We start from the raw sequence: 26,439 nt of genomic DNA, 5'->3' as shown, positions 1-26,439 counted from the left end.
TTTTATTGAAGCACAAAGTTGGCACATTTGAGCAGGCAAAAAGTACTGATATTACAGCATTACATGCAAATTTTCAAGATTAAAAAAAGAGGCCATATCAAAACGATTGATACGGCCTCTCTGGCATTGATATGATCTCCCGATCGATTTATTTAAGGTCGAACCAAAGGCGGGTGGTCAATAAATCCGCACCTTGTCTGGCTACTGCCTCCTGATAATTTTTTCCATTCAGGGATTGCTCCTGCCCCGGATAGATAAACCTGAGCGGCAACTTTCCGCCCAGAACACCTGCTACTGCAGGAACGAGTTCCGGGTAATCCAGTCTGCGCCATTCCGCAAAGGCTTCCAATCCTTGTCCGAATAGCGCAATCCATTTTTGATTGCCGATAGACTTCCTGAAATTAGCAGACTCATACTGCACAGCGGCAGATTGAGTATAGGTGGCAATCGCCGCCGCTCCAACTCCATATTGCTGCAACGATGCTTCTATTGCCTGTTTGTACAATACTACGGCATCCTCATTGCTCCAGCCTCTCGCGGCTACTTCTGCACGGTCAAACAATACTTCCGCATAACTGATGATCACTGCAGGAGCAGTTGGGGCCAGGAAATAAGTCCCGGGTTTGGAGGTTTTACTGAGTCCATAATTACTGGCATCTCCGGTCAGCAATCCGTTTGGAATGCCGATATAGGTTTCTGTCGTCACATCTTTTGTTGGGCTCACAAAGATGGGAAGTCTCGGATCATTCAATGACCTTAGCTTATCGACAATAGTTTTACTCATTCTGTAATCGTCACGGGTATCAAATAAATTGCTTATCGGATTTTGATTGGGAGAAGTGGAATAGGTTAGCTGTGCATTTTCCAGATTGGATGTAATCAGGCTCCCTCCTTCTGTGCTAAGTTCGGCCAATACCGACTTTGATTTTTCAGGTTCTTTATCTGCAATCCGGAGCGCAATGCGCAAACGTAAAGCATTGGCAAACTTTTTCCAGAGTTCAATTTTCCCATTGTAAACGATGTCTCCTAAGATTGGCTTTCCGGCCACGTTCAAATCTGTCTGTGCAGATTTTAAATCGGCAAGTAATCCGTAATACACGTCTTTCTGCGCATCATAAACCGGATTCACAAAGGCATTAATCTGCACCGACTGCGAATAAGGAATATCTCCGTAAGCATCTGTCAGCAATAAAAACACCCATGACCTCAATACTTTGGCGACGCCTCTGTAATTGGTATTTCCCTGCTCATCAGCCAGGCTAACCAGTTTATTCAGATTGGTCACTCCCTTTGTATAACCAGATACCCATAATTCCTGAAGGTCATTATTGGTAAAGATATACCTGTCCGGATCTGTATATTGGATTTTCGACCAATGCTGAACGAATAACAAACTGGAATTCATGTTATTAGTTACGCCCCAATAAGTATCGGCCGTGCTTTTAATCGCTCCCGTAAGCAGGTAATCCGGTTGTGGAGTTTCCGCAGAATTTGGATTCTTATTCAAATCTGCCAGCTCGTCCTTGCAGGAGCTGAAAGATAAGACAAGAATCGTTGAAAATAGAATTGGAATATATTTGAATTTCATGGTGTTTAGAATTTAAGGTTAAGGTTGAAACCGAATGATCTTGCTGTTGGGAGACTCAAGTCTTCCAGTCCTTGTGCATTTCCGGTATTAAATGCAGTTTCCGGATCAATATTTGGCACATTTTTATGAATGATCCATAAGTTTCGTCCTACCAATGAGAAGACGGCATTCTGAAAACCTATTTTTTTAGTCCATTGTGCTGGCAAACTATAGCTGAGTTTAACCTCTCTCAATTTGATATAAGAAGCATCATAGATAAACTGCTCATCCACATTGGTAATGCCTTTATAATATTGCTGAGCAGGAACAATGCGGCCATTTTTTGTTCCATCGGCCAATACACCGTCGAAAATCATCCCATCCGTATATACCACTTCGCCTGCCGGGGCCTGTCCACCATTTGATAGGCCAACTGCTGTTCCGGAATTCACATTACCTGGAAAATAATAGCTAAGCCCACCATTTTCGGTATTTCTACCTCTTAATGTACGCTCAAGCACACCGGTATAAGTTCCGGTACGATTTGAATTGGAATATACTTTACCCCCGATTCTGGCATCCACCAGGAAGTTCAGGTTGATATTTTTATAGGTAAAGCTGTTGCTGATCCCACCAAGCCAATCGGGCGTAAACTTACCCAGATATTGTTTTGCCGGATTAATTACCGGTGTTCCTCCCGCACCGATGACAATCTGACCAGCAGCATTTCGCTGATAAGCAGTTCCAAAAAAGGTACCATAAGGCTTTCCGATCGTTGCCAATACATCAACTGTTCTGTTGCTCCCGATCGTATAACTGCTTATCAGTCCTTCTTTATCCAATTCCGTTACTTTACTGCGGTTCAGCGCATAATTCAGGTTGATGTCCCAGCTAAAGTCCTGCGATTTCACCGGGGTTAATCCCAGTTGAACTTCCAGTCCTTTATTATTGATGCTTCCGCCATTGATTAATTTCTGATTGTATCCCGTCGAAGAACTCACATTCACCTTTAAAATCTGGTTGATACTATTGGTATTGTAAACACTCAGGTCCAGCTTTACGCGGTTATTAAACAGACCGACTTCAATCCCCGCTTCAGCAGATTTAGTAATTTCCGGGAGCAGGTTTGGATTTAGTTCCACCAGACTCGCCGCCTGCTGTGGATTTCCATTAAAGGGTGCAGTAAAACTATAGGTATTGACCAGTTGATAAGGTTCTGTCGCCTTACCTACTTTTGACCAGCCCCCTCTGATTTTGGCAAAACTCAGCACTTCATTTTTTAGGTCAAAGGCTTCCGTAAGGATCAAACTTCCATTTACTGAAGGATAGAAATAAGATAGGTTTGGTCTTGGTAAACTGGAATCCCAATCGTTCCTGGCCGTTAAATTCAGGAAGGCATAATCTCTATAGCCAAGCTGTCCCGATCCAAAGGTACTATAGGTTCTTAGCTTGCTGTAAAAGTTAGAAGAAACCAGCGGATCTCTGGAATTATTTAAGGTATACAAACCATTTACCGCTAATTTAGTCGCCATCTGGTCATTCTGTTCCAGCGTATTGGTCCTTACATTCACACCCGCCAAAATGTTAAGGGAGAAATCGTTGTTGAGCTTTTTATTAAACTCTAACCTGCCTTCTGTATTGTTTTCATTTACCGTATACGCATCTTCCTGATAAGATCCGAAAGGAGTTCCGTTTGTACCGTAAGCAATTTTTATCTTTCTGCGGTCCGTATAATAGTCAGTTCCTGTTCTGAAATTTGCGGATAGTGCCTCCGTAATTTTATAGTTCAACTCTGCACTTCCAATGATGCGATCCCTTTTCTGACCCACTGTATTTTCATAAGCGATGAAATAAGGATTGCTATAATAGCTGTTGTTCCAGTTGATGTTATTTCCATTGTCATCCTTATATTTTTTAAGCTGACTGACATCTACCTGTCTTCCGAACCAGGTAAACTGAAGCATTGGCCCCGTAGCCCGTTTACCACCTGATGCTGGTAAGTTTGCCGCACTGCTTTTGACATAATTGACACTGGCATTTAAGGTCAGCTTTGGCGTAATGCGGTAAGTGGTATTCAGAAGTAAGGAGTTTTTATTTTGGGACGAATTGGGCAATATTCCACCCTGCGTCAGGTTGTTATAAGAAAAACGAACGTCTTGTTTCTCTCCAGATCCGGCGATGGCTACTCCATTGCTCAAGGCATAACCCGTTTCAAAAAAGTCTCTTACATTATTTGGATGTGCAATAAATGGTTCCGGTTTTCCATTGGTATTGAACTGAGGAATCAAACGGCCATCCAATGCCGGGCCCCAGCTTTCATCTACACCATCATTCAGGCCTCCTCCTTTACCATCCACATAGCTAAACTTACCATTTGAACCTTGGCCAAAAGCATTCTGATATTTTGGAAGCGTTAACAAATTAGAGATCGTGGTGTTCGAGTTGATACTAATGCCCAATCCCTGCTGTCCTCTTCCTGTTTTTGTTTTAATGAGAATAACTCCAGCCGCGGCCCTGGAACCATATAAAGCGGCTGCATTCGGCCCTTTCAATACGCTGATGGATTCTATATCTTCAGAATTGATGTCGGATATCGTATTGGCAAAATCTCTGGAACCGCCACTGCCCAGAAATTGAGAATTGTCTACCGGAACACCATCTACCACGAATAAGGGTTGATTCTGACTGGAAATAGAAGTTTCTCCACGGATGATGATCCTCGAAGAGCCCATGTCTCCCTGACTATTGGTGGTTTGTACACCGGCAATCTTTCCTGCCAATGAATTGATCAGGTTGGTTTCTTTAGCTGTAGAGATGTCCTTGGATTTTAGCTCCTGTGTGGCATAGCCCAATGATTTCTTGGCCTTAGTAATCCCTAACGCAGTTACCACCACTTCATTCAAGTCATTTAAAGATGGTTCAAGGCTGATCTTCAAATGACTGATTCCTGCGGTAATCCTGATTTCTTTAATGGCATAGCCAAGATAACTGACCCGAATCACATCGTTCAGGTTTGCCTGTAGGGAGAAGTTACCATTTCCATCTGTAATCGTCGCATTGTCTTTTCCTTTGATCGTTACCGAAGCTCCTGGAATTACCTGTCCGTCGGCACTATCGCTCACCACACCGGTAACTTTAACAGACTGTGCCTGGGCCGTTAGCAGGAAAAAAAAGGACAAAGCAATCCCTATAAAAATTTTGTATATTTTTAACATATTGGTTTTTAAATAAGTGTAAGAAATTTAGAATTTGGCAGGGCTAGATGCCGCAACAACACATGGGTATGGCCTTGCACATATAGCGTTCCGGTGCAGGAAGGTAAAAAGATTCAGCGCAATTGGTTTTGTAAACAAGTAATTGTAGGTTCATATGTTAACATTTTAAGTTTAAGATGCACCTGCATTTCCTTCTTTTTCTCTGATGAGGTATGGCTTGATGAGCAGCAGCTTTGTAGCTGTGAAACTGCTTATCTTATTCGCTATTTGCGAATTGGAATTAGCACCTTTTACCGGGTTAACAGGTATAGGTTGCTAAGACATCATAGGGCCATTCCCTCAGTCTTTCTGGATAAGTCGGAAGATTAAAGAAGCATCTTCGACAGCAAATATACAAATATTCTAGTAATCCTATAGGAATTAATAATATTTATTATTTCATTAAAGCAAAGCCTTTAGATAAGGATATAAAATAGCTCCTTATACCAGGTTCAAGTCCTCTTCTGAGACAATATAACTTAGCATTTCAATCATTGGAGAAACAGTTTACACAGTCTTTTCAATTATGCGGATTTTATAGCGGTATTAAATGGGAGTTGCTAGGGCCTCGACCGACCTGTAACCCATTCAGAGGCTGCCATAATAAGTCCCAGATTTATTTTAATTTCTAAAAAAGGGAAGAGCCTATATACAGCTTCTGTCTTTTCTTTGAAAAAAATTACCATACAGATATTGTTGTAACTGAAAATTAAACGTATATTCAATTACACAATTAACTTATAAATTATGGCAATCTTATCAAAAAGCGCTTTTGGTTGTCCCAATGGGAAAATCGGAAACATGGTTTACTACATGCTCAAAGGACAACCAGTCTGCAGGCTGATCGGTGAACAAGGCGAGCCGAGCATTAAACAACTGGCCAATTATCAGGCCATGAAGGTCACAATGGTTCTTATAAAACAGATGAAAGAGTTCATTACCAACAGTTTTGAACTGGAAGCGAGGGGAACCGTGAAAAATGCACACAACCTTGCGGTCTCTTACAATAAAAAACAGGCATTGCAGGGAGAATATCCTAACATCAGCGTAGATTACAACAAGGTGGTACTCAGCTATGGGGAACTTCCGGGAGCGAGGGATTTCAGCATCAGTAAAACGGAAACAGGATTGATCATAAACTGGAATCCGGAAAGCTATGCGGGAGGGCACGACGGTGATGACATCCTCATGATTCAGCTCTATTATCCCTTGATAAAAAAAGGAAGATCCTTACTGAATGCATCAAGAAGGGATTCTGCCCAGGTATTTATCCCCATAGAGGAATCGATGATTCAACAGCCCATAGAGGCATATGCCTGCTTCAAATCAGCCGATGGAAGGCAGATTTCAAACAGCATCTATCTGGGAAACATAAATGGAACCGTAAAAAGTGCCCAGGAACAAGCTGCTCAGGAAAGATATATCACCTTAAAAACCAGGTTTGATCAGATTGAAACCAACTATCTAACCCAGCAAAGACAGATTGAAATGGCCCAGAAGGACGAAGACAAAGCTTTTCGGAATCTGAAAGTAGAATACCTGTCTCTGAAGGAGCAATTAGCGCACCTTCCCGGAGGTCCTGGTTAAAGATCAGCCTTTAGGGTTGGTCTTGCATATATTTTGTAAATACGGGCTGAAAAGCGGCTAAAGTCTTTGGTTCCTTCTTGCTCAACTTACCTTTATTATAGATCTCATAATAAGGGCTGGAGCCTGCTGTCCAGTTAATTCCGGAAATAACCTTTCCCTGAGTGTCGGTTTGCAAATAGGTTAAAACCTCCGCTGTTTCTTTAACAGCCCCACTTTTATAAATGGCAAGGAGTGCTTCTTCCTTAGAAAAGGAATCACCAAGATGCTGAAAGACCAGATTCAGGTCGGTTGTTTTGGGCAGGAATAAACTGAAAAAAAGTTTAGTATTGATTTTATGGACATGTAAGGGCTCAACGGTCAATTCTATGTTTTTACTGGCATTATAATAGGTAACGCCGTCTTTTTTCATCCCGATTATTCTGCTGTTTGCCGGAAGCTTGTCCATATTAAAAGTGATCTGCTGATTGTAAAACAAAGGCTTTCCTGAGACCGACATTTCGGTGGTCAGGCATTGATCTTTGTAATAGATTTTGATGTTGGATACCGTGTCTTCCAGATTACGGATCAGGATCGTATCTGCCTTTTTTTCAAGGATAATCCGGTTGTAATAATTCAGGGCAAAAAGGTCTACCGTAAAATGCTCCAATTCCCCCTGCTTCCAGTCCTTTACTGTTAATCCACCTTCCAGTTTAAAATATTCCGGCCCATCTATGATTTTTCCATCCTTATAAACCGATCTGGTTTCAAGGAAATTCTTCCCTCCTTCAGCTCCCTCCTCTAAACCGGATTTCGAATATTGATACCTGGCCTGGCCATTTTCATATTCATCCACCAGGTAAAGGTTTAATCCCGAAAGCACTGTTTTAAAGAAACCACTAAAAGGTTTCCCATCTTTATACGTCCGCGAATAAACTGCTGCCGGCTTGCTGGCAATCACAAAGGAACTATCTGTTTCAGTTCTGTTTTCCTGATTTTGTGCGTAAAGAAAGGAAGTCATCAGGCTTAGGATTAGGGTGAAAGTTATTCTCATCTGTTACAATTGGTTCATCAATATTACCATTTTAATTTAAACTCACCTATCGACTTATTGTTTGCTTTCGGCTTAATTATATTTGCTGGTCTGTTTTTATGATTCGCAAACCACCTACTTTGTTAACTTTGCCGGATGAATAAAGAAATTGCTGTGATCTTTGACATGGATGGCGTGATCGTCCATACCAATCCATACCATTCCCTTGCTTTTCGTGATTTTTTCGCTGTAAGGAATCTTGCCCCTACTGAAGCTGAGTTTGCCCAACACATGTTCGGAAAAAGTAACAGTTATATTTTCAGTCACTTTTTTAAGCGCCCGGTTCAGGGAGAAGAATTTCTGGAAATGGAGCGGGAAAAAGAAGGTTTATTCCGAAAAATTTATGAGCCGCATGTTGATCCAATTTCTGGCTTCTTAAAATTCATATCAGATTTAGAAGCGAATCAGGTCAAACTTGGTGTAGCCACTTCAGCTCCTGCTGCGAATCTGGATCTGATCCTGAGCAAGATCGACCTTCGCGAAAAATTAGGCTCTATTTTGGCTAGTGAAGATGTGAAAAAACATAAACCAGATCCGGAAGTATACCTGAGTTCTGCTCGCAATCTTGGCGTATCACCAGATCAATGTCTTGTTTTTGAAGATTCTTTTTCCGGGATATCCGCCGCCTTAAATGCAGGAATGCGTGTAGTTGGTGTACTCAGTTCCCATACCATTGAGGAGCTTCCTAAATGCGATTTATACATCGACAATTACGACGAACTCACTTACGATAAAATTATTGCATTATTTTAAAAGAAGGGAATCATCCCTTCTTATTTCATTTCTAGTTTGGAACATGTTCCACATCTACCACCTCTCCCTGAGGATTGGTAATGCGGTAAGTAAAAACATTTTTATTGAGCACCAGAACATCCACCACTCTTGAAAACGAAGCACCTGAAGCGGTCGTACCGATCAGCATTCTCTTTTTACCATCGGCTGTCAATGCCCATTGGCCTGAGCTTCTCAACGCGCCATCGAATCCTTTGATTTCAAAATCACCATTCACATTGTATTTCGCGATGCCAACATATCCACCGTTCGCAGCGGTCACATCCTTCACTGTTTGATCCTTAACCGTAGTAGATTTCCAGGTCACCGAAGCGAGAATTTCTGAAGGACTTGCAGTAGGTTGTTCCGGAATTTTGTTCTCGTCTTTTTTACAGGAAGTGATGCCAAGTAAAAGCATGCAGCAGATCATAAGTACTGTTTTTTTCATCATTAGGTTCATAATTTGTTTTTTTAGTATCACAAAACTATGTTCCAAAGAGATGATTCAGATAGGACTGGTTAGCGCATTAACAGCAATTTTATTTGGTCCTTTTATTTTCCAGCTCTGTTTTCAACTTTTCTATTTCCTCCTGGGTATGGCGATTTTCCAGATAATAGTAGATGGCAAAGGCAAGGAATATCTTTCCAAGTACAAAAACGGCAAGAAACACCCACCTCCATATTTTACGGATGCGCATGTGCCCTGATTCGGCCTCTACTTCTATGAACTGTGCACTTTTTCCTGATCTGGAACCCCGACTACTTTCTTTAGGCTCCTCTCCTATTAAGTATTCAAACTGAGGTGTTTTAACCAGCTCATTAATTCCTCCTTCAATTTTAGCCCAGGCATTGGGAGGAGGCGTAATGGCCATATGTTCTGCTATACGTTCCAGATCTGACTCCAGTTTAAAGAGTGCATCTTCAATCTGTGGATGTTGCGCTTTTAGGTGTAGCAGCTCGTTCGCTTCCGCTTCAGAGGCAGAACCTAATACATACGCTTCCAATATTCCGCTTTCGATGTATTCGTTAATTTTCACTACCTTTTCTCATTATAGCGAAAGCCTCTTTTAAAGTCTTCCGGGTTAAATCTTCTGTTTTATTTAGCGTTCTTGAGATGTCTGCAATTGTTCTTCCGTTATAATAAACATCGCAAAACACCTGTCTCTGCTCCTCAGTTAACTGTCTCAGATAACTATTTGGAGAATCGGATATTTTTAATCCGGCATTCAGGCTTGCATACCTGGGACTGCCCGGTAAAGACAATAGTCTTTCCCTTGCAAATTTCTGCAGCTGAGGCCAGCCACTGATTCCGGTCCGGTTGACATCATTAAACCGAACGGACAGGTCACAAAAAACTTTAATCAGGTATTCTTCGGCTAGTTTACGGTCTTTTACAACCTCAAAAATATAGCCCAGTAACATGCCTGCATGTCTGTCATACAGACTGCGTATGCTTTCCGGCTGATGTTCTGTTAAGGAGTGAGGCGTAGTTTCGAGCATAGGATTACATCTTCTTCAAAAGTGCCAATTGTCTTCATTAGACGCTTAAGGAAGGAGGGCGCTTCTTAATAAAATAAAAATAGACAAAGTTTACAACATACAGGAATAATTTTTCACAAAAAGCAGATAACCAATCTAATCGCGATTGAATTTTGCCATCTCCGTCCAGTAGGGTGTAGAAAAACTGATATTTATAAAAAAACCTGCAATGAATTCAAAAATTGATTTCATTGCAGGTTCCGCTATATTAAGATTCGATGCGTCTTTAGTTTACATTTTTCAGGTCGATGGTAAAATCAAGATTTGCATTCGCTGGAACTGGTCCTACCGCAGCTGTTCCGTAGCAAAAAACAGAAGGGATCAAAAGTCTGATTTTTCCTCCTTTTTGAATCTTAGGAACACCAACCATCCAGCCCGGAATTAAGCGACCCAATTGAAAGGCCGTTTCAGCTCCTTTAGTGCTGTCGAAGATTGTACCGTTCAACAATTTACCTTCATAACTAATGGTAATGTTTGAACATAAGGTAAAATGATGCGTACCGGTACCGGGCGCTAAAATCTGATAAAACACACCATTTTCATCTTTCTGCACGTCAGGAATGTTGTTGTCAACTACAAATTTACGAATTGCAGTAGTGTCCAGTTGAAACTGAGCCATTGCACTCGAAGACAGTGGGAATTTTGGGATCTCACCAGAACATTCAACCGCTTTGTCTTTCGAACAGGCTGCAAAGCATCCGGCTATGCAAACCAATAATAACAGGTGTTTTAATTTAGTCATATTCGCAAATATATCATATATATTGTTTTTTTTATCACACATGATATCCTTTTGATCCGACCAGCTTTGCCAGCGGACTTTGCAGCTCATTTCCCTGCTTCAATTGCTCCAGAAGATAGCTAAAAGTATATTTTGGTTTCCAGTCCAATGCTGCCCTGGCCTTATCGTTCACATATACCCTATCTATGTCTGTCAGCATTTCCCAATTATAGCCTTCATATACTTTCTGATAATCAGGAAAATATTTGCCCAGCACCTGCGCCGCATTCGTTCTTAGTGCAACTAAATCCTCTGGTAAAAATGGAGAAGTGGCAGAGATAATGTATCTGCCAAAGCCCAGGTCCTGCGCCTTTTCTGCTGCAAGGAGTTGTGCCTGAACCACATCTTCCAATTCCACCCTACGGAAGAGAAACTCATTTGTTTTGAGATTTTCTCCGGCAAAAGCGTCTCTCTTTCCTTTTTCATCATCATCTTCCGGAAAGAACCTGGAGGTACGCAGGACGATGCAAGGCAAACCATGGTTTCTATAAAACAATTGACACAGCTCTTCTGCCGCTAGTTTTGTAATCCCATAGATGTTTTTAGGAACCGGTATCAATTCCTCTGTTACCCAGGCAGCCGGACTCCCCGCAGGAGGTGACATCGCCTCCCCAAATACACTCGTGGTGCTGGTAAAAATAAAACGCTTTACTCCTTCGGCCAGCGATTCCTGAAGCAGGTGTAAGGTTCCCGTAATATTGGTATCAATAAATTGCTGCAGATCGTGCGTAGCCACATGGGGTTTATGTAAGGTAGCGGTATGAAAAACAGTCTCTACTCCTTCCATACAGGCTTTCACAAAAGAGCGATCGGAGATCGAGCCAACATGACTGGTAAAAGGAGATTTGATGAGGTCCAGACCAATTACCTCATGGTTCAATTCTTTCAATCTTCTCGCCATTGCTTCCCCAAGATGTCCGGAACTTCCGGTTACTAAAACTTTCATATCATTCTGTTTAAAATATCTCCTGAACTGCCACAAATTTACAACGTTCCGCTCAGGTAAAATTTCTTACTTTTATAAAGACTTATCACTTATAAATAGACAATGAACCGAATATCTTACTTACCAATAATGGCTTTACTTGCAATAACCAGCGCCTGTAATCAGCCGAAATCCTCCTCTGGAGGAACGGAGGAAAGCATCTCTCCTTCCAATCCATTTTTAAACGCCAGTAAACTTCCATTTCAGGCACCAGCTTTTGACCAGATCAAAGACGGTGATTTTAAACCTGCTATTGAAGAAGGAATGAAACAACAACAGGCTGAAATATCGAAAATTGCAGATCAGACGGAGCCTGCCACCTTTGAAAACACCATATTGGCGATTGAAAAGAGCGGGCAATTGCTGGGTCGTGTAAACCGGGTTTTTAGTTTAGTTACCGGTGCCAATACCAATCCGGATCTCCAAAAAGTACAGGAAGAAGAAGCACCCAAATTAACGGCAAACAATGATGCCATTTACCTGAACACCAAACTATTCAAACGGGTAGAAAGCGTTTATCAGGAGCGCGCTAAATTAAAATTAGATCCGGAATCTCTCCGTTTAGTAGAATATTATTACCAGAAATTTGAGTTGGCAGGAGCTAAGTTATCCGAGGGCGACAAGGAAAAACTGAAAGAACTGAATAAGGAAGAATCTTCACTTTCCACCAAGTTCAGCACTCAATTACTGGCGGCAGGAAAAGACCTGGTGAATACGACACAGCAGCCTGCCCTTCAGGGCATGGCAGACCGTGCTGCCCGTCAGGAGCTTTTTGAAGCCTCTTGGAACCGCACAGAAAAAAAAGATGCCAATGATACCCGTAAAGTAATTTCCAGAATTGCACAAATCCGTGCGCAGCAGGCGCAACTCTTAGGATTTAAGAACTATGCCGCCTGGAAACTTCAGGATCAGATGGCTAAAACTCCGGAAGCTGTGGAAGCCTTCTTCCAGCAACTTGTTCCGGCAGCAACGGCAAAAGCAAAAGCCGAAGCCAAGGACATTCAGACGCTGATTGACCAGCAAAGAGGAGGATTTAAACTATGGCCATGGGATTGGACCTATTATGCGGAACAGGTTCGAAAAGCAAAATACGACCTCGATGAGAACCAGGTAAAGCCTTATTTTGAGCTCAATAAAGTCTTGGAGAACGGTGTATTTTACGCTGCCACGCAATTGTATGGTATTACTTTCAAAGAGCGGAAGGATCTTCCAGTTTATCAGAAAGACGTACGCGTATTTGATGTGATGGACAAAGATGGCAGTCAGATTGGACTGTTCTATGGTGATTATTTCAAAAGAGACAACAAAAATGGCGGTGCCTGGATGGACAACATCGTTCCTCAATCCAAGCTGATGGGCACAAAACCGGTCATCTATAATGTATGTAACTTTGCCAAACCTGCTGCCGGACAACCTGCACTGATCAGTTTTGACGATGTGATTACCATGTTTCATGAGTTCGGACATGGCCTGCATGGCCTCTTTGCCAATCAGCAATATGTAAGCCTCTCGGGCACCAATGTTGCCCGTGATTATGTTGAATTCCCTTCTCAGTTCAATGAACACTGGGCTTCAGACCCTAAGATCCTGAAGAACTATGCAGTCCATTATAAAACAGGTGAAGCGATGCCACAGTCGCTCTTAGATAAAATCAAGAAAGCAAGTTCATTTAACCAGGGATATGAATTTACGGAAGCCCTGGCGGCCGCGGCGCTGGATATGCAATGGCATACCCTTCCCGCAGATGCCCCCTTACAGGATGTAGATAAATTTGAAACGGACGCTTTAAAGAAAACACACCTGAACTTAACCGAAGTTCCTCCGCGTTACCGCTCCAGCTATTTCTTACACATCTGGAGCAATGGTTATGCGGCAGGTTATTATGCTTACAGCTGGACCTCTATGCTGGAAAACGATGCTTTCTCCTGGTTTCAGGAAAACGGCGGACTATCCAAGGCTAACGGACAACGTTTCCGCGATATGATCTTATCAAAAGGAAATACAGAAGACCTTGGAAAGATGTTTTTTAATTTCCGCGGACATCAACCGGACATTAAGCCAATGCTGGTTAAACGTGGATTGCTTTAATCCCTTTTTTTCCAGGAATAAAACAGGAATAGCCCTGACATTAAATACAATGCCCCAAAATCAGACAATTTTGGGGCATTTTTGTGCATAAAAATATAGCCTGGAATTTAAAATATAGTCAAACAGGTTTTAACTCAAAGGCCTGATTTGCAATTGAACTCCAGCTTCTGCCAATGCCTTTTTAACATCAATCATTGCCGCAGAGCGAACCCCTCCGCCAACTGCCAGGTCTCCAACCCATAACAGAATCCTTACGCTGATGGCATATTCTCCAAAATCCTGCACGATCACCACAGGTTCCGGGACAGGCAGGATGTTCTCATTTTTTTTCAGTGTCTCTTTGATCAGCAGGATGACTGCATCCAGATCACTGCTATAAGGTACTCCGATCATAAATTCCACTCTTTTACTTCTGTCCTGCATGGTCCAGTTGATCAGGTGTTGCGACAACAAATCCCCATTGGGAACGATGATATCTGCCCCTTCTGCATTGTGGATCTTGCTGGAACGAACACCAATCTCTTTAACTACACCGGACTTGTTTCCAATTTCGATCTGATCCCCAATTTGTATCGGTCGTTCAAAAGCAAGGATAATTCCTGAAACCAGGTTGTTCACGATATTCTGCAGACCAAAACCAATCCCCACACCAAGAGCACCAAGCATGATGGAAAGCCGGTCGATCGGGATTCCTGCAGCAGCTACCGCAATGAGAAATCCTACCGTCCATATTGCCAGGCGGATGAGCAGCATCATAGAATTTAAGCCACTTCTTTTGCCTCCTGCCGTTGCTTTTTCGTGTCCAAAGAAGAAACTGATAAAACTGGAGATGAGTGAAGAAAACCAGATGATACAAAAGAAAATGCCTATGCTGGCAAAAGTAAACTGATAGCTCCCGATGCTTCTGGACTCCTGAAGGAAATCAGCCGAGAGGCGGAGCATCAGGTCGTAAAGCGTTAGGTTTCTGATCAGTCCGATCGTCCAGATGATGCTCGCCAGAATCCATAAAGTTCGCTGAAAGCGGTGCTGTAACTCTTTGAAATTGATAAAATCTGAAAAACGACTGGATTGATAAGCCTCCGTCTGAAGGTAAATTGCTTCCAGAACCATGGTACAAAAAACTTTTAACGAAATCCCAAGCATCAGACATTGTATCGCGCTCACTCCGAAAATTTTAGCAAGAGATAATCGTCCCGACAAGTTAAACAAGATCGAGAGTACGACCTGCGCAAGTGTAAAAATGATCAGCGCTTTGGTAACGGGAGATTCTTCAATTTTCGAAAAGAAAGCCGTTCTCCTTCGAATCATATCTACGCAGAGTAAAAACAGCAAGACCCCGGCAATAAACAGTCCCCAGCGTTCGCCAAAAGAACTGTCCAGGAGGATGTCGTCAACCGCATAGAAGAACCAAATCAAGACCAGGCCAATCCATAAATATTTTGAGGATCCATTTAAAAAAGGAAATAGTAAAAAGCAGATTGCGATGATCCGAAGAGCCTCAATGGCATGTAACAAGGACATCGTTGGGTTGCCGAACAACAAAGGTGCATAAGTAAGTAAGCCCACTACCGAACCGATGATCACACTTCGTTTCAGGAAATTAACCTGCAGCAACACACTTTCTACTTCTTCCTGTTTCTTAATTCGGCACATGTTGGACAGGAGCCAGGCAGTGATAAAAATAAAGATCAGCAAAGCAAGGGTGGTCAGGTGGCCTTTTCCTGCAAGGTAAATGGAAATGATCTTTCCGGAGCGCTCAAAGGCATTCAGAATCGTTTCTCCAAAGGACTGCTTGTATTTTTCGGCTTTGAGCTTAAATAAAGGGGCCTCCTCTCTGGAGAACATATTTATCTTTTTAGAGATCGACAAATAGCTCATATTTGAGGAAAGGTCATTCAGCTGCAACAGATTAATTGACAACCTGTTTCTTAATAAATTAACACGGGACAGCATCTTTCTTTGCAAGGTATCCAGGCCCTTCCCATCTTTAACCATACTGTTCAGCTGCTCATTTAGAACGGAATCCGGAATAATTACATTTAAATCCGGATCAGCAAGTATTTTCTTGACTTCAGTATTGCTCTTGCTGAGCTGATCTCCAAAAGAAACAAGTATTTTTTTATAATTCAATAAATTATCAGATTGCTCTTTCAAAAGAATCACGGCACTATTCAAGCTCCGCAGGTTCATCTTCTGTCCCTGGGTTTCAAACCTCTTTTTGAAGGTTTTCAATTTTGTTTCTATTTCTGATAAAGGCGTTTCAATTATACTGAAATCAAAGCCGATCTTGATGATAAAATTATTCTTATCAATGGCCAGTGTATACGTTTCCACCTTATTGACCAACAAAGGAATTTCAGATTCTGTAACAACATGTTTTGGCTTTTTCTGCGCAGTTTGTTGTTTATTCTGGGCAAAAGAAAACTGAAAAGCAGCCAATAAGCAGAGGAATATCAAAAATACCCGAAAATTCTTGCTGTAAGAACCCATTAAAATCATATGATCAATCAATTTATAGTAGAGAAAAATACCTTTAGCAGTATTTATGCCAAGTATTAAATGCAAGATAAGTTCAGGTCACTTAATGCTTCAGTATTTCAGATACAAGATAGGTTTTGGATTCGAATGCAGTGCAGAAATTTCAAATATTGAAAAGATCAGGGCTTTTCAGGATCGGTATATTTTACGATATCAATGGCGATTCCATTTGGATCTGTAATGGCAAAATGACGATCGCCCCATGGCTCATTCCGGATATCGATCTTTATATCCACTTTTTTCTTTTTCAGTTCCTGATAGATCAGGTCCACATCTTCTACTTCAATGGTAAGGTACATCCCCTGCCCTTGAAAAACCGGATGGAATAAAGGTTGCTGAGAGGCGTGTCCGGGAAGTAAAAAACTCAACTCCGCCTGTTTTCCCGGCGTATGAAGAAGGAGGTAAAAATCATTTTCAAAGCTAACCCCAAACCCCAGAAGATGGGTATAAAATGCTTTTGTTTCGGTCAGTTTACTGGTTACAATTCCTGCGTTTAATTTCATTTTCCGTGGTGATTTAAGTTGTTGAGCAATAGACAATCCCGGCTGAAAGCAGCAAAACAGGACCATGGTAAATAGGATAGTTGATCTTTTCATAATGGCTAATTATTAACCACAAATCTAATCCCCTGATCAAAGCAAAAATTGTAAAAAATGGACAACTTAGCCGGAAAACGCTTTAAAAGGGGTAGTGCCATAAAGCCTTTTAAACTCCTTAATAAAATGTGCCTGATCGTAATATCCGGCATCGAGGTAATGTTGCCCTTGTTCCGGACTTCCTGATGCCGATTGCTTTCGGATATAATTCTGGAAACGGACAATTTTACTAAAACTCTTCACCGTATCTCCTGTATAATATTCAAAAAGCCGGCTCAGTTGCCTCGGACTTAATCCTACATCCAAGTCTCTTTCCACATTTAAGACCCCTGCACTTTGCAATATGATCTCCATTGCATGTGCAATCCGGCTATCATTTTTTAGTCTGGAATGTTGTAAAAGATTCAAAAAATAGTCGTCCAACAAGTTAACAATTCCCGTTGCTCCCATTTCTGTGGAAAAGTTATCCCTGATAAATGAGGAAGTTTCAGGCAGAACCTGTTCCATTGGTTCGCAGAGATCAGTGAGCTCAGCGGCACTGATTCCATAAAGCTGGGTGAATTTTGTCGGAAGAAACCGGATCCCGATGTAATTAAAACTATTATTCAACTGAAATTCAGTATAACAACTGCTCAGACCCATCAGGTAATTTGCTCCAGGATTATCCAATTCAAAGAAGATATCAATACAGCCATCTGCCACCACCCGATAAGGGTAAGCCTCTGCTAAATGCAGCTCGGATTTCAATTGCCAGTAACAGTAAATAAAATCCTGAAGCCCAATATCCGGCAGAAACTCCCGATAAGTTACAGGTCCGCTCCCGATGCCGGTTGTAGGTTGAACCGGATGAAACAAATTTCTGATCTTATGGATATTACTTAAAGCCATAGCTGGAGATAATCTCTGCTAAGATAGGCTTTTCCGGGATTTGTTGCTTTCCTATACAGCGGCTTCTGCTGCCGCCTTGTTATCTTTTTTGTTCATTTTAAAGATCACAAACATTACTATGATCGACAATAAAATGAGGATCAGGTAGCTATAGCTCAGGTTTCTTTCATCTTTAGCAGGAACAACATTTACAATACCGTAGCTTAAAAAAGAAACAATTACATAAGTGATTCCGCCTGTAAGTCCGCCGGCAATACCTGCATTTTTAGGGAATTTACCCAAGCAGAAAGTAAAGTAATTATTGAAGGTATATCCAGCACCAATATGAATGATAAAAGCAAAAAAGATCAGGGAATATAAATTGGTGATAAATTGCAAACTGAAGATCATTAAAGCAACAAATACAAGTTGCATGCCCACATTTACCACCAGCCTTCTGAAAAAGGGTTTATTGATGGTTGCCTTTCCAATAAAACCACCTACCATCCAGGCAAATCCCAGAACGAGAGAACTATATCCGGCAATAACGGGCGAAAGTTCTAAATGATGCTCAATGATAAAAGGTCCGGTCATGTTATACACCATGACCATACAATAGGCTAAGCCCAGCATCACAATACCCAATGTAAAACTGGCGGTTTTGATCATATTGACATAGATATCTACAATCTTACGGAAGCGGAATTCGGTAAAATGAACCAATGTTTCCCCGCTATAGATCAATTCCAAAATGGCAAATACCAATGCAAATCCTGCTAAAAAGTAAAAGTTAGACTCCCAGCCAAAGACCGTTTGCAGATATCCGCCAACAAAAGGCGCGACAATAGGTCCGGTAGACCATATGATCGAAAATAAACTTAAATAATGTTTCAGCTTATCACCACTAAACAAATCTACAAAGTAAGCACGTTTAGCCACCACAATGGCACCTACGGTAAGGCCGTGGATGACGCGCATGACATAAATAAGGTAGATATTATGCGTCACCGCAATCACCATACTGGCAGCAGCAAAGATCAGCAGAGAAACCAGACACACTTTATACCGCCCAAAGCTGTCCAGCACACTTCCTATAAATAACTGGGAGATTCCATAGCTGATTAGAAAAATACTCAGGGTAAGCTGAACCTGGATACTGCTCACCTGCATCTCCCCTGCCATCGTAGGTAAAGATGGAATATAAATATCGGTGGCAAAGCCGGATAAAGGCAGTAATGCGAAAGCCAAAAGCGTAGCAATGCCCTGATGGCTTTCTTTTATTTCTTTTGTTTTGGATGTAATCGTAATCATAGACGCCACAAAATTAACAATTTCCCGGGAGCCCAAATTATGATATTCAAACATATACTTACGAAAATCAATGAAAACGCAGTCTTGCAATCGACACAAAAGTACCAACATCAGTTAAAACAACTCATAACCGCCTTTTAATGGTTTTATAAAATTACACAATTCAAACAATCCAATTTAGAAAGTGTAAAGTCAGCAGAAGTGAATTTCCCACAAACTCACAAAGCTATGAAAAACATAAAAATAACGAAAAAAGCATTTCATCTACCGTTAAAAAATAAAAACATACCGTTTGCGAAATTTAAAAACAAAATTAACTGATATTACAGTAGATTAACGAAACTAACCTAATCATCCTAAAACATGAAACAACTAATGATCATTGGTATGCTCGGCCTTGGCTTTGCAGCAACCGCAACACCGAAAACGGCTCCTGTTAAACCGGCCACTACGCTCGCTTGTACAATGACTGCTTATGTAGCCTATAATGCGGGAAATACCATTTATTTCGCCACTGCTGCTTTAAGAAACTGGTACTTAACATCGCATCCCGGTTCATTCAATGGCGGTGTAGCCTACAATGTTCCCTGCAACAAAGTACTTCAGCCGGCAGAGCCAGGCCTTTAGAAGAATTCCAGTCATTCCGCAAGAGCCCTTCAGGGGCTTTTGCCCCTATTCAACAGAAAAACCTTAATATATTCATAATACAGTATCTGCTAAAAGGGAAAAAGAACTGCCTTATTTTTGCTGTTCATGAACAGAAGATCAGCACTCAAAAATATAGGCATTGGCGGTATCCTCCTATCTCCCTTTACAGCGTTCAGCAAAAGTCCGGCAGCAACCGCGCCCGTTTTAAGAATTGCACACCTTACAGATGTGCATTTAAAAAATGATTTTGATGCCCCTGCAAAATATGCGAAATGTTTGCATCATGTTCAGCAGCAATCCCCAAAAGTGGAACTCATCCTAAATGGCGGAGATATCGTATTTGACATGAACAAAGAGCAGATCAATGCCATTGATGCGCAATGGAAATTAACCCACCGCTTATGGAAAGAAGAATGCAGCATCCCGGTTCAATACTGTCTTGGAAACCATGACATCTGGTGGGATGAAGACAATAAAGGACAAACCATCTATGGGAAGAAGTACGCGATGGACCAGCTGCAACTGTCCAAACCCTATTACAGTTTCATGAAAAGCGGCTGGAAGTTTATTGTGCTCGACAGTGTCCATCTGGACATCGATCAGACCTGGTACATTGGTAAGCTTGGAGAAGAACAGTTTCATTGGCTGGAAAACGAGCTTCGGCAAACCAAAGCAAATACCCCGGTACTTATCATGTCGCACATTCCGATCCTGACTGCTACCTTAATGATAGAAGACGATGTGGTAAATAAATGGGAAATGCTGGGTGGAGATATGCATACCGATACTGCAAAAATCATCAGGTTGTTTCATCAGTATCCAAACGTTAAACTCTGTCTGAGCGGACACATCCATCTCAGAGATAAGGTCACGTATAACGAGGTCACCTACCTCTGCAACGGCGCGGTAAGTGGCGCCTGGTGGAAAGGCAATAAAAGAGAAACTGCGCCCGGCTATGGTCTGATTGATTTATATGCAGATGGTAGATTTGAAGAGCGTTATGTCAATTATTAGAGTTTTGCCCTGGTAGATAAGATTACAACGCTGGCACCCATCAAAGCAATAAACATAAAGGAGACTTTTAAAGTAAATGCTCCTGCAAGGAAACCAATCACAGGTGGCCCAATCAGGAAGCCAACAAAACTGATCGTCGAAACTGCGGCAATTGCTGCTCCCGGCGACATCGTTGTTGATTTCCCTGCGGCGCTATACACCATAGGTACCACAGAAGAGACACCCGCACCAACGAGCATAAATCCGATAATTGCGGTCGTCAGTGTTGGAAAGATTACAGCGATCAGCAAACCCAGGGTAGTCAATATCCCGCTAACTTGTAAGGTCCTTTTCAATCCAAAACGGGCCGCAAAACGATCCGCTACAAAACGCCCCATCGCCATAGTACACATAAAGGCGGTATAACCAGCGGCCATCCAGGCCTTTTCTGCAAGCACAATCTTCTTAAAATAAATGACACTCCAATCAAACATTGCCCCCTCGCAAACCATAGAACAGAAGGCAATTAATCCCAATGTAAGCAGAGATTTATCCGGAATGGCAAAGGCAGCACCTGTTTTTACCGGGTTCTTGTCATTGTGCAGGTAAGACCAGCAAAATATAACAGAAAGGGTCGTAATGACAGCGATGATCATAAAATGCGGCATCGGGCTAATGTTCTGACCGATCATTAAAGTTCCGATCCCTGCTCCGATAAAGCCCGCCATGCTCCATAAACCATGAAAGGAAGCCATAATAGGTTTCTTATATAAAGCTTCCGTAGCGACTGCCTGTGTATTCACCGATATATTCGTGGCATTGCTCGCCAACCCAAAGAGCACCAGGCAAATCACGAGCTGGTAAACCTCCGTAGCTGCGCCAAGTGTGATCAGCATCAGACCATAAGTGATCAAAGCAACCGCAAGAAGCCGGCGGCTCCCAATTTTGGTTACTGCCCAGCCCGACAATGGCAATGACAACATCAATCCAACAGGCAATGCAAACAATACACCACCTAATTCGGCATCCGATAGGGAAAGCTTTTGTTGTATGGTCGCAATACGCGATGCCCAGCTTGAAAAGCATAAGCCGGTCATAAAAAACATAGCAGCCACTGCCGCACGTATCACTTTTGAAGAATGTTGTTTCATTGAAATATTTTGGATCTGATCCATAATGATCAGGCTTATCACCTGCAAATATATGCAATAAAAACCTAATTTAATTGCGGTATTTTGCAACATAATGAGACTAGCTGCGAAAAATAGCCGCTAATAAGCTGATAATCAGAAAATGGATATCTTTTTGGGTCAATTGCTTAAAAAACATTCTTGACCTAAAAGGTGAAATGAAGGAAAACGTTTCGTATTTTCAACCTGTTCCCCTTTTCCGTAATGAAAAGGCAGCGCTCTGTTTTAAGAAAAAACTCATGACAAATACGATTAAACATATAGAGAAGCTTGCCGGAAGAGTGGATGCCAAGGATTTAGCTAAACTGGAAGCCGGTGCGAGGTTATATTTGCGACATTCCAATATTTCCTTCCAGGTGGTTTCTTCAGATGCCAATGGATTAATGATCAGAACCAAACAAGACAAACACCTTTCCGGAAATTATGCGGACGAAGTAAAGCTGATCGAGCTGACCAGAAATCTGTTTAGCGTATTACCGGAAAAACCGGTCATTGCTGTGCAACCATTGATTTACAGCCCAGTTTTGGTAGATGTAGTAGATGCGAAATGGATCCAGAAAAAAATGGAAAAATATCAGATTCAGATTGAAGACATTGTGGCGGATACAGGTATCGAAAAAGGCAGCCTTTCTGCATGGGTTAACGGAACCAGACTGATGACCCAACCGGTAAAAGCCATGTTCTATTTTCTCTTTACAGATCATGAAAGCAGGCGGAAATGAAATTGGACAAACCCTGGATTATCTTTTCATCATAAATAGCGGATATCCGAAATCTTGTTTCAACGCTTTCTACATTTCGCGCTCTTTTTAACTGCTATTTTTCAATGAAATGTAAAAGGTAGTGCCCTGCTCCGGTTCGCTGATCACGGAGATCTTTGCATTCATAATTATGGCCATCTCATAAGAAATGCTCAAAGCCAGCCCTGCCCCGTTATTTTCATTTTGCTCCTGATCTCCTGATCCGGCACTAAAAAGCTGATCGAGCTGTTTCTGGCTCATTCCTGGCCCCTGATCCTGAATCGCGATGCGCATATTTCCGTCATCTATGATGGAATCTATAGCGATCGATCCACCTACCGGCGAGAATTTAGTCGCATTATTCAGGATATTCCGCAGGATGAAAAGCAACATCTGTTTATGCGCAAGAACAGTTGTCTGCTCCGGTATATTCCCGGTCAGCTTTATATTTTTCTTCTCCTGGGCAATCTTAAAGAAAGTATTCGCTTCAATAATCAGGTCTTTGATCTGTAGTTTTTCCGGCTGGTACTCAAAACCCGTTTTCTTGGATTTGATCCATTCCAACAATCCGTCCATAAAAGAAAGACTCTTTTGAGAAGTCTCCGCCAGCTCTTTCATGATCCCCAGTTTCTCCTCTTCAGACAGCAGGTCGACATCATCATTAAAAACACTGGCCAGCATCACAATTGTACTGAACGGCTGCCTGACATCATGGGCAATCACTGAAATCAGCATCGTATTGAAGTGATTCGTTTTTTGCAACGTTGCATTTTGCTGCAGAGCGACATCATGGAGCTTCTGCTGAACCTTGACATGTTGTCTTTTATTCATCAATGAGCGATATACAAAAAACAACAATGCCACACTGAGTGCAAATAGACCGCCCAGCAAGGCAATTGTTTTTCTTCTCGAACCCACTTTACCTTTAAGTTCTTCATTCTCATTTTCACGCAGGGCGTAATTCAGGTAGTTATATCCGGACTTGTCTGCCGCCCCAGCAATACTATCCTGCTTTGAGAGTAAAAGAGAAATATAATGATAGGCTTTCTCCGGTTCGTTATGTTGCTTGTAATGCTGATATAATTTCTCTGCAAAAGTGAGGTAGAATTCCGCATAACCAAATTTCCCGGATTCCTCCAATCCCCGCTTCAGATAATTCATTCCCTGATCATATTTGCCCTGATCCAGCATCATATCACTTAAGGGATCGTAAATCCAAACTTTCACATTCTCCATTCCCAGGCTATCCGCTTTATGTAATGACCGCAACAGAATCGCCAGCCCCTTCTCCTTTTCCCCTTGCTGATAAAGCCGTTGTCCGGCGCTGACTTCGTAGTAAAGCACCATACGGTCGTCTTTATATTTTTCAGCAATCCGCATCCCTTCTTCAGATAACGCATTAAAACGTGCTGGTTTAATACTTTTATCGAGATCGAGCAGGTTACTGATGACAATCGACCGGATAGAATCATTTTTCAATGATTTACTCTTTTCGAAAGCCTGGCTCAGATATTCCAGAGATCTCCGGTCGTCTTTATTGATGGAGATCAAAACGCCGATATTCATCAATACCTGACAAACATTCTCCTGATCATCTATCGATCTGTAGAGCTGTAGTGCATCATTAAAATATTTCGCAGACAGGTAATTATTCAGTGATACGTAATAAATGGCTTCGCAATTCTTCGCATCAGCAATCCCTTTTCTGTAATTTAGCCTAAGGGATATTTGTTTTGCTTTCCGTGCATAATAAAGGCAGGAATCCCGATACCGAAGGTGAGAAAGCATGGCAATACGGTTCAATGTATTGACATATCTGATGCTGTCTTTGATCAGGGGAAGGTTTGACTCCAGTTTACTGAGTTCTGCAATCTGCGAAAAACCCCTGCCGGCATCCAACAGGAAGACCATCGTCAATAGAAAAATCAAGACAAGGCGTTTGAACATAAAACAACAGAATGGATAGCGTGAAAATACTACTATTTGAGCTTAAATAGTAAATTATCGCTATAAATCCCATTTAATGATTTGCTTTTATATTTTTAGCGGCAAGTTCTACCGTCTGCACAATTCTCTTTTCTCTTGTTTCTTCTTTTTTTGCCTTGGTAATCCATTCCAGAATCATCCGCCTGGAAGAAGGGGAAAAACGCTGAAAATTCTCGAATGCCAGGGAATTCTTGTCGAACATTTTTTGCAGGTCCCAGGGAATGATGGCATTCTGGGCATCCCCAAGAATATCCCAGCTGCCATTGGCTTTAGCAAGATCGATCATCACCTGTCCGGCTGGTCTCATTAAGCCCTGTGCAGTCATTCTCGCCACCCGCTCCTTGTTTACATTACTCCAGTTGCTCTTTGGTTTCCTTGGGGTAAATTGCAGGTAGCTGCTTTCTTCATTCCGTTTATTTGCTTTACTGTCGATCCATCCGAAACATAAGGCTTGTTCAATGGACTCCTTGTAATCAATACAGGGAGTGTTGCTTTTCTTATGATAAAGAATCAGACAAACCGCTTTCTCTCTGGCTCCGTTTTCCTCCAGCCAGTTGCGCCATTCTTCATTTGTACTGGCGTAAAAGGCAGGTATTCCATTGTTAGTTTCCATAGCTATGATTTTCAATCGAACTTTCTTAAAAATAAGCAATAATATTCCTAATAAAATATTTATGTATCTTCAAATATATTCATTGGTAAACCACCATTTATGAAAAGAAAAAACGCTCCTCTCTATTCCTCAATATCCCTGTTTATCCTGATCTGTATCTGCTGTGGCACTTTAACTGCGATTGCCCAAACTCCCGCTACAATGGCCTGGAAATTCCCTACCGGTGCTGCCATCCATTCTTCTCCTGTAAGTAATGGCAAAATGGTTTATTTTGGCAGTGGCGACCAGCATTTATATGCCTTAGATAAAAACTCCGGAAAAATGGAATGGAAATTTAAGACCAATGGAGCGGTTCATTCTTCGCCGGTGATCAATGAGCAGCGGGTGATCTTTTCGAGTGGGGATGGATATGTTTATGCGCTCGATAAAATCAGCGGTCAGCTGATCTGGAAATTTAAAACCAATGGAGAGAAAAAGTACGATACCTGGGACTATTACCTCTCCTCTCCCATAGTAAATGAACAACTCGTTTATATAGGCAGCGGCGACAGCAGCATTTATGCCCTGGATGTTACTTCCGGAAAAAAGCAATGGGCTTATAAAACCGGCGGCAGTGTCCATGCGGATCCTGTGATTAAAGATAAAACGGTATTAACAGGTAGTTATGATGGTTTCTTTTATGCGCTGGATTCGAAATCAGGCAGCCTGAAGTGGAAATTTAAAACCGTGGGCGATCAATACTTTCCAAAAGGAGAAATCCAAAAAGCAGCCATCGTACAGGATAGTACTGTCTTTTTCGGAAGCCGGGATTTCAATATCTACGCACTGGACCTAAAAACAGGGACCGGCAAGTGGAACATGAAGGAAATTGGAAGCTGGATCATTGCCAGCCCTCTTTTCTATAAGGGCAATATCTATTTCGGAACTTCCGATACCCATCGCTTTTATGCCATGAAAGCGAATTCCGGAACGATAAAATGGACCTTACCGCTCAACATGCGTGTCTATGGAACGGCCATCATGATGGGCACTGAACTGGTATTTGGCTGCTTTAATGGCAAAGTTTATTTTGTTGATCCGGAAACAGGAAAAATCAATTCTACTTTTCAGACGGAGGAGAGTAAAAGCAGGTATGCCAGTATCTATGACGAGACGGACCATTTCAGAAAGGATGTTTCGTTGTATGGCGACAATTATCTGTCGGTAGAGAAAAAGATTCTGGCTTTAGGATCTATCTTATCGACTCCCCTTACCGACGGACGAATGCTTTATTTTGGAGATTCCAATGGCTTTTTCTATGCTTTACATAAATAGCC

Annotated in this window: 22 protein-coding genes and 1 riboswitch; of the genes, 7 read left to right on the top strand and 15 right to left on the bottom strand. The window is 41.8% G+C overall.

Going from position 1 to position 26,439, the window contains the following annotated elements:
• Nucleotides 1-148: 148 nt before the first annotated feature.
• Both AAFF35_RS05125 and AAFF35_RS05120 read right to left on the bottom strand, forming a co-directional pair.
• On the bottom strand, nt 149-1,588 hold the full coding sequence (locus tag AAFF35_RS05125) for a SusD/RagB family nutrient-binding outer membrane lipoprotein (RefSeq protein ID WP_342331330.1): 1,440 nt from the start codon (nt 1,586-1,588) through the stop codon (nt 149-151).
• Between the two features lie 5 nt (nt 1,589-1,593).
• The gene (locus tag AAFF35_RS05120) at nt 1,594-4,782 is read right to left on the bottom strand and encodes a SusC/RagA family TonB-linked outer membrane protein (protein ID WP_342331329.1); all 3,189 of its coding nucleotides are present in this window, start codon (nt 4,780-4,782) and stop codon (nt 1,594-1,596) included.
• A gap of 248 nt (nt 4,783-5,030) precedes the next feature.
• Nucleotides 5,031-5,141: riboswitch (SAM riboswitch) on the bottom strand.
• A 427-nt stretch (nt 5,142-5,568) separates the two neighbouring features.
• Here AAFF35_RS05120 and AAFF35_RS05115 point away from each other — a divergent pair.
• On the top strand, nt 5,569-6,408 hold the full coding sequence (locus AAFF35_RS05115; protein WP_342331328.1) for a DUF6266 family protein: 840 nt from the start codon (nt 5,569-5,571) through the stop codon (nt 6,406-6,408).
• A gap of 10 nt (nt 6,409-6,418) precedes the next feature.
• On the opposite strand, the gene AAFF35_RS05110 is transcribed toward AAFF35_RS05115, so the two are convergent.
• Nucleotides 6,419-7,438, bottom strand: coding sequence for a hypothetical protein (locus AAFF35_RS05110; protein ID WP_342331327.1), 1,020 nt, complete (start codon nt 7,436-7,438; stop codon nt 6,419-6,421).
• 135 nt (nt 7,439-7,573) lie between these two features.
• On the opposite strand from AAFF35_RS05110, the gene AAFF35_RS05105 reads away from it, so the two are divergent.
• Nucleotides 7,574-8,230: an HAD family phosphatase gene (locus AAFF35_RS05105; protein ID WP_342331326.1), complete on the top strand. Its 657-nt coding sequence runs from the start codon at nt 7,574-7,576 to the stop codon at nt 8,228-8,230.
• A 31-nt stretch (nt 8,231-8,261) separates the two neighbouring features.
• Here the strand turns inward: AAFF35_RS05105 and AAFF35_RS05100 are convergent, their stop codons facing one another.
• The 5 genes from AAFF35_RS05100 to AAFF35_RS05080 form a co-directional block, all read right to left on the bottom strand.
• A complete protein-coding gene (locus AAFF35_RS05100) occupies nt 8,262-8,699 on the bottom strand; it encodes a DUF4822 domain-containing protein (RefSeq protein WP_342331325.1) in 438 nt (145 codons plus the stop codon).
• A gap of 88 nt (nt 8,700-8,787) precedes the next feature.
• Nucleotides 8,788-9,285 (bottom strand): hypothetical protein, encoded by a 498-nt coding sequence (locus tag AAFF35_RS05095; RefSeq protein ID WP_342331324.1) that lies wholly within the window; start codon nt 9,283-9,285, stop codon nt 8,788-8,790.
• Nucleotides 9,275-9,748, bottom strand: a complete 474-nt coding sequence (locus tag AAFF35_RS05090; RefSeq protein ID WP_342331323.1) for a sigma factor-like helix-turn-helix DNA-binding protein — start codon at nt 9,746-9,748, stop codon at nt 9,275-9,277. Before AAFF35_RS05090 ends, AAFF35_RS05095 begins: the two co-directional genes overlap by 11 nt.
• Before the next feature lie 265 nt (nt 9,749-10,013).
• Nucleotides 10,014-10,529, bottom strand: a complete 516-nt coding sequence (locus AAFF35_RS05085) for an FKBP-type peptidyl-prolyl cis-trans isomerase (RefSeq protein WP_342331322.1) — start codon at nt 10,527-10,529, stop codon at nt 10,014-10,016.
• Between the two features lie 34 nt (nt 10,530-10,563).
• Entirely contained in the window at nt 10,564-11,514 is a 951-nt protein-coding gene (locus AAFF35_RS05080; RefSeq protein ID WP_342331321.1) for an NAD(P)-dependent oxidoreductase, read from the bottom strand.
• A gap of 129 nt (nt 11,515-11,643) precedes the next feature.
• Between AAFF35_RS05080 and AAFF35_RS05075 the strand changes: the two genes are divergently transcribed.
• Nucleotides 11,644-13,641: a M3 family metallopeptidase gene (locus AAFF35_RS05075; RefSeq protein ID WP_342331320.1), complete on the top strand. Its 1,998-nt coding sequence runs from the start codon at nt 11,644-11,646 to the stop codon at nt 13,639-13,641.
• A 129-nt stretch (nt 13,642-13,770) separates the two neighbouring features.
• On the opposite strand, the gene AAFF35_RS05070 is transcribed toward AAFF35_RS05075, so the two are convergent.
• The 4 genes from AAFF35_RS05070 to AAFF35_RS05055 form a co-directional block, all read right to left on the bottom strand.
• Nucleotides 13,771-16,140 (bottom strand): mechanosensitive ion channel domain-containing protein, encoded by a 2,370-nt coding sequence (locus AAFF35_RS05070; RefSeq protein ID WP_342331319.1) that lies wholly within the window; start codon nt 16,138-16,140, stop codon nt 13,771-13,773.
• A gap of 158 nt (nt 16,141-16,298) precedes the next feature.
• On the bottom strand, nt 16,299-16,775 hold the full coding sequence (locus tag AAFF35_RS05065) for a VOC family protein (RefSeq protein WP_342331318.1): 477 nt from the start codon (nt 16,773-16,775) through the stop codon (nt 16,299-16,301).
• 66 nt (nt 16,776-16,841) lie between these two features.
• Nucleotides 16,842-17,663 (bottom strand): AraC family transcriptional regulator, encoded by an 822-nt coding sequence (locus tag AAFF35_RS05060; protein WP_342331317.1) that lies wholly within the window; start codon nt 17,661-17,663, stop codon nt 16,842-16,844.
• Nucleotides 17,664-17,714: 51 nt separating this feature from the next.
• Entirely contained in the window at nt 17,715-18,953 is a 1,239-nt protein-coding gene (locus AAFF35_RS05055; RefSeq protein WP_342331316.1) for an MFS transporter, read from the bottom strand.
• A 363-nt stretch (nt 18,954-19,316) separates the two neighbouring features.
• Between AAFF35_RS05055 and AAFF35_RS05050 the strand changes: the two genes are divergently transcribed.
• Together AAFF35_RS05050 and AAFF35_RS05045 are read left to right on the top strand one after the other, a co-directional pair.
• Nucleotides 19,317-19,580 carry a hypothetical protein gene (locus AAFF35_RS05050; protein WP_342331315.1) on the top strand — a complete coding sequence of 88 codons (264 nt, stop codon included), beginning with the start codon at nt 19,317-19,319 and terminating at the stop codon, nt 19,578-19,580.
• A 126-nt stretch (nt 19,581-19,706) separates the two neighbouring features.
• Complete coding sequence (locus tag AAFF35_RS05045) at nt 19,707-20,615, top strand: metallophosphoesterase (RefSeq protein WP_342331314.1); 909 nt, start codon at nt 19,707-19,709, stop codon at nt 20,613-20,615.
• Here the strand turns inward: AAFF35_RS05045 and AAFF35_RS05040 are convergent.
• Complete coding sequence (locus AAFF35_RS05040) at nt 20,612-21,745, bottom strand: MFS transporter (RefSeq protein ID WP_342331313.1); 1,134 nt, start codon at nt 21,743-21,745, stop codon at nt 20,612-20,614. The genes AAFF35_RS05045 and AAFF35_RS05040 overlap by 4 nt on opposite strands.
• A gap of 278 nt (nt 21,746-22,023) precedes the next feature.
• On the opposite strand from AAFF35_RS05040, the gene AAFF35_RS05035 reads away from it, so the two are divergent.
• Nucleotides 22,024-22,506: a hypothetical protein gene (locus AAFF35_RS05035; protein ID WP_342331312.1), complete on the top strand. Its 483-nt coding sequence runs from the start codon at nt 22,024-22,026 to the stop codon at nt 22,504-22,506.
• An 87-nt stretch (nt 22,507-22,593) separates the two neighbouring features.
• Here the strand turns inward: AAFF35_RS05035 and AAFF35_RS05030 are convergent, their stop codons facing one another.
• Together AAFF35_RS05030 and AAFF35_RS05025 are read right to left on the bottom strand one after the other, a co-directional pair.
• Nucleotides 22,594-24,471, bottom strand: coding sequence for a HAMP domain-containing sensor histidine kinase (locus AAFF35_RS05030; protein ID WP_342331311.1), 1,878 nt, complete (start codon nt 24,469-24,471; stop codon nt 22,594-22,596).
• 73 nt (nt 24,472-24,544) lie between these two features.
• Complete coding sequence (locus tag AAFF35_RS05025; protein ID WP_342331310.1) at nt 24,545-25,123, bottom strand: YdeI/OmpD-associated family protein; 579 nt, start codon at nt 25,121-25,123, stop codon at nt 24,545-24,547.
• 99 nt (nt 25,124-25,222) lie between these two features.
• On the opposite strand from AAFF35_RS05025, the gene AAFF35_RS05020 reads away from it, so the two are divergent.
• Nucleotides 25,223-26,437 (top strand): PQQ-binding-like beta-propeller repeat protein, encoded by a 1,215-nt coding sequence (locus AAFF35_RS05020; protein ID WP_342331309.1) that lies wholly within the window; start codon nt 25,223-25,225, stop codon nt 26,435-26,437.
• Nucleotides 26,438-26,439 lie beyond the last annotated feature (2 nt).

The sequence above is a fragment of the Pedobacter sp. FW305-3-2-15-E-R2A2 genome, assembly GCF_038446955.1.
Lineage (GTDB): Bacteria > Bacteroidota > Bacteroidia > Sphingobacteriales > Sphingobacteriaceae > Pedobacter.
Note: the sequence above shows the minus strand (reverse complement) of the source record. Positions and strands in the feature narration are given on the sequence as shown.